Source organism: Nocardioides sp. (assembly GCF_035703625.1).
Taxonomy (GTDB): Bacteria; Actinomycetota; Actinomycetes; order Propionibacteriales; family Nocardioidaceae; genus Nocardioides.
Genome location: NZ_DASSXS010000034.1, coordinates 1 through 3,701 on the forward strand (window position 1 = coordinate 1; position 3,701 = coordinate 3,701).

Here is a 3,701-nt window from a genome sequence, read left to right on the forward strand (position 1 = left end):
GGGGCTCAGTCGCTCGTGCGGGAGCGTCTCCCAGCTGGGGTAGTAGCCGACCTCGGCCGGGTCCACCAGGTCGCCCAGGGCGGACACCAGGTCCTCTGCCTCCCGTGCCGTGGGGGTCACCGCGAGCACGGTGCGGCCGGCGTCGAGCAGGCCCCGGACCACGAAGGGGCGCAGCGCCGCGGGCCCGGTGAGGTCGAGCTCGGTGAGCGAGCCGCCGCGAGCATCCTCGACGGCCCCGGCCAGGGTGGGGTCGGCGAGGACGGCGTCGGCCAGTCCGGTCAGGCTCAACGGTCCCTCCTCGCAGCCCAGGTTCAGGGGCGCAGCACGACAGCCCCCGGCCGGGATCGGCAGGGGGTCCGGGCCAGTTTACGGCGCGCCCGTGGCGGGCATCCTCTGACCTCAGGCACCCTCGTCCCCCCAGGCCTTCTCATGCTCCGCACCACCTCGATTCCCGCCGCCGCACTGCTGTGCGTGCTGGCGGGCGCCTGCACTCCGGGCACCGGGGACGAGCGCACCGGCGCCGACCGGAGCGGCACCCCCACCCCGACCGCCGCGACGTCGTCGAGTCCGGAGGCTCTGAGCGGCAACGGCAGAGCCGATCTCCCGCCCGAGCTGGCGAGGGCCCTGCGCGGGAAGCCCGCCGAGGCCCGGTCGGCGGGTCAGGTGGTCGACCAGATCGTGGCCGCGGAACGGGCCATCGCCGACCCGCGCACGACGCCGGACGTGCTGGCAGCCGCCGGCCACCTCCAGCAGGTGGCCTACCGCGAGCTCGGCGCCCGGCCCGGGTGGGACGACCGGGTCCGCGCCGCACTCCCCCGCGACCTCCTCCGCGTGGTGCGCGACAACGTCGCGTCCCGGCGCGCGTTCCGCTCGATGCATCCGCAGTCGCGGTCAGAGCTGAGCGACGAGCTGCCCGCCTGGCGGATCGTGCGGCCTGCCCCGGCCCGCACGCTGCGGGCGGCGTACGACGAGGCCGAGGACCGCTTCGGCGTCGACTGGAACTACCTGGCGGCGATCAACCTCGTGGAGACCGGCCTGGGCCGGATCCGTGGGACGTCCGTGGCCGGCGCCCGGGGGCCGATGCAGTTCATCCCGGGCACCTGGGCGATCTACGGGCGCGGGGACATCAACTCCGTCCACGACTCGATCCTGGCCGCCGGACGGTTCCTCGAGGACCAGGGCTTCACCGAGCCCGGTGGCCGCGCCGAGGCGCTCTACCGCTACAACAACTCGACCGCCTACGTCCGCGGGGTCACCCTGCTGGCCGAGGTCATGGAGCGCCGTCCGCGCGCCTTCGACGGGTACTACCACTGGCAGATCTACTACCTGACCAGCCAGGGCAGCATCCTGCTGCCCGAGGGCTACCGCGCCGAGCGCCCGATCCCCGTCGACCGGTGGTTGGCCCGCCAACCGTGACGGTCAGTCGGTGCCGTTGCGCTTGACGAAGTCGACGATCGCCTCCGCCAGCTCCGGGCGGCACACGATCAGGTCGGGCAGCGAGACGTCGTCCTGGTTGTAGGCGAGCTCCGACCCGTCGACCCGCGAGCAGAACAACCCGGCGGCGCGGGCCACCGCGACCGGAGCGGCGTTGTCCCACTCGTACTGCCCACCGGCGTGGACGTAGGCGTCGGCGACGTCGCGTACCACCGACATCACCTTGACGCCGGCCGAACCCATCGGCACCAGCTCCGCGTCGATCTCGGCGGCCAGGGCCTCCACGAAGGCCGGCGGCCGGGTGCGGGAGACCGCGATCCGCGGACGGTCCGACGTGCGAGCGGGTACGACGGGGGGCCGACCGGTGTTGAAGGTCTCGCCGAGCGCCGGCTGCGCCACCGCGCCGGCCGCCAGGTCTCCGTCCTCCCACAGGGCGACGTGCACGGCCCAGTCGTCGCGCGGCGGCTCGGAGAACTCGCGGGTGCCGTCGAGCGGGTCGATGATCCAGACCCGCCGGGCCGAGAGCCGGGCCTTGTCGTCGGCCGCCTCCTCCGAGAGCACCGCGTCGTCGGGGCGGTGCTCCGCGAGCACCTGCGCCAGCCGCTCCTGGGCGGCGCGGTCGCCGGCGTCCTTGAGCTCGCGACCCTCCAGGCCCTCGCTGCGGACCTGGAGCAGCCGCTCACCGGCCTGCTCGGCCGCCCAGACGGCGAAGGCGTGGTCGTCGAGGGTGCTGGGGTCAACGGCGGTGTCGGTCACGGGCGTCACCCTTTCATGAGTTGAAGCGCTGCTGGGTCTCGGCGAGGCCGTCGGTGACCAGGGTCTCCACCGCGTCGGCGGCGCGGTCCACCAGGAACGGCAGCTCCTTGCGTTCGGCCGTGGAGTAGTTGGTCAGCACGAAGTCCGCGACGTCCTGGCGGCCCGGTGGCCGACCCACACCGGAGCGGACCCGGTAGAAGTCGCCGGTGCCCAGCGCGGACCGCAGCGACCGCAGGCCGTTGTGTCCGTTGTCGCCGCCGCCCAGCTTGATGCGGAGCGAGCCGAACGGGATGTCGATCTCGTCGTGGACGACGACCAGCTGCTCCGGCTCGAGCTTGTAGAACGTCGCCAGCGCCTTGACCGGTCCGCCGGACTCGTTCATGTAGCAGCGCGGGCGTGCCAGCACGACACGCGGACCGGGCGTGCCCGGCACTCCCAGCCGCCCCTCGACGACGTCGGCGCGACCGGTCCGGTGCGCCCGGAAGGACGCTCCCATCCGGGACGCGAGCTCCTCGACCACGTGGTAGCCCGCGTTGTGCCGATGGCCGGCGTAGGCGGGGCCGGGGTTGCCCAGCCCCACCACGAGCCACATGGCCTACTCCTCGTCGGAGCCCTCGGAGCCGGCCTCGGACTCGGCGCCCTCGCCCTCGGCGGCCTCCTCCTCGGCAGCCTCGGCGGCCTCCTCGTCGGACTCGTCGCGCTCGATGCCGGCCTCGGCCTCGGCCTCCTCGAGCTCGGCCTCGATCTCCTCCTCGGTCGGCGCGTTGGTCACGTTGACGATCAGCGTCTCGTCGTCGGTGAGCAGCGTGGAGCCGGACGGCAGGTCGAGCTGCGAGGCCAGGATCTGGGTGCCGACCTCGGCACCCTCGATGGAGACCTCGATGTACTCGGGGATGTGGGTGGCCTCCGCCTCGAGCGAGATCGTGTTGTTCTCGGTGACCACCAGGGTGTCCGGGCCGGCCTCGCCGACGAGATGGACGGGGACGTCGACGGTGACCTTCTCGCCCTTCTTCACCAGGACGAAGTCGACGTGCTCGAGGATGCGGGTGATCGGGTCGACCTGGATCTGCTTGGTCAGTCCGAGCTGCGTCTTGCCGTCGATCTCGAGCTCGAGCAGCGCGTTCGCGCCACCGTGCTTGAGGGCCATCATCGTGTCGTGGCCCGGCAGGGTGAGGTGCACCGGCGCGTCGCCGTGGGTGTAGAGGACCGCGGGAACCTTGTCCTGCCGGCGGATCCGCCGCGCGGCGCCCTTGCCGAACTCGGTCCGGGTCTCGGCGGTGATCTTCTCGGCCATGGTGTTCTCCTCGTTCGCGTGCAAGCTCGTGGGGCAGGTCATCAGGCAGGTCATCGGCCTGGTCATTCGGCCCGGGCCGGAACGACGAACGCCGCGCTCCGGATCGTCGGGCGCGGCGCGGTGAGCCTGCCCTGTCGATCACGGAGCCGATGGTTCGGGCTCCCTCGCCGAGGCAACCGGGACAGACTATCCGCGAGCGGCGTACGACGCGAAATCC

General features: G+C 72.8%; 5 protein-coding genes. 1 reads left to right on the top strand and 4 read right to left on the bottom strand.

All coding sequences use genetic code 11. The features are described from left to right. A partial coding sequence (locus VFN12_RS01425) for a hypothetical protein (RefSeq protein WP_325116760.1) occupies nt 1-288 on the bottom strand: 288 nt, incomplete at its 3' end. Between the two features lie 141 nt (nt 289-429). Here VFN12_RS01425 and VFN12_RS01430 point away from each other — a divergent pair. Further along, the gene (locus VFN12_RS01430; RefSeq protein ID WP_325116761.1) at nt 430-1,416 is read left to right on the top strand and encodes a lytic transglycosylase domain-containing protein; all 987 of its coding nucleotides are present in this window, start codon (nt 430-432) and stop codon (nt 1,414-1,416) included. 3 nt (nt 1,417-1,419) lie between these two features. On the opposite strand, the gene VFN12_RS01435 is transcribed toward VFN12_RS01430, so the two are convergent. The 3 genes from VFN12_RS01435 to VFN12_RS01445 are packed head-to-tail and all read right to left on the bottom strand — an operon-like array spanning nt 1,420 to nt 3,484. Then, on the bottom strand, nt 1,420-2,190 hold the full coding sequence (locus VFN12_RS01435) for a 3'(2'),5'-bisphosphate nucleotidase CysQ (RefSeq protein ID WP_325116762.1): 771 nt from the start codon (nt 2,188-2,190) through the stop codon (nt 1,420-1,422). Between the two features lie 13 nt (nt 2,191-2,203). Continuing rightward, the gene (gene pth / locus VFN12_RS01440; protein WP_325116763.1) at nt 2,204-2,782 is read right to left on the bottom strand and encodes an aminoacyl-tRNA hydrolase; all 579 of its coding nucleotides are present in this window, start codon (nt 2,780-2,782) and stop codon (nt 2,204-2,206) included. A 3-nt stretch (nt 2,783-2,785) separates the two neighbouring features. Then, nucleotides 2,786-3,484: a 50S ribosomal protein L25/general stress protein Ctc gene (locus VFN12_RS01445; protein ID WP_325116764.1), complete on the bottom strand. Its 699-nt coding sequence runs from the start codon at nt 3,482-3,484 to the stop codon at nt 2,786-2,788. Nucleotides 3,485-3,701 lie beyond the last annotated feature (217 nt).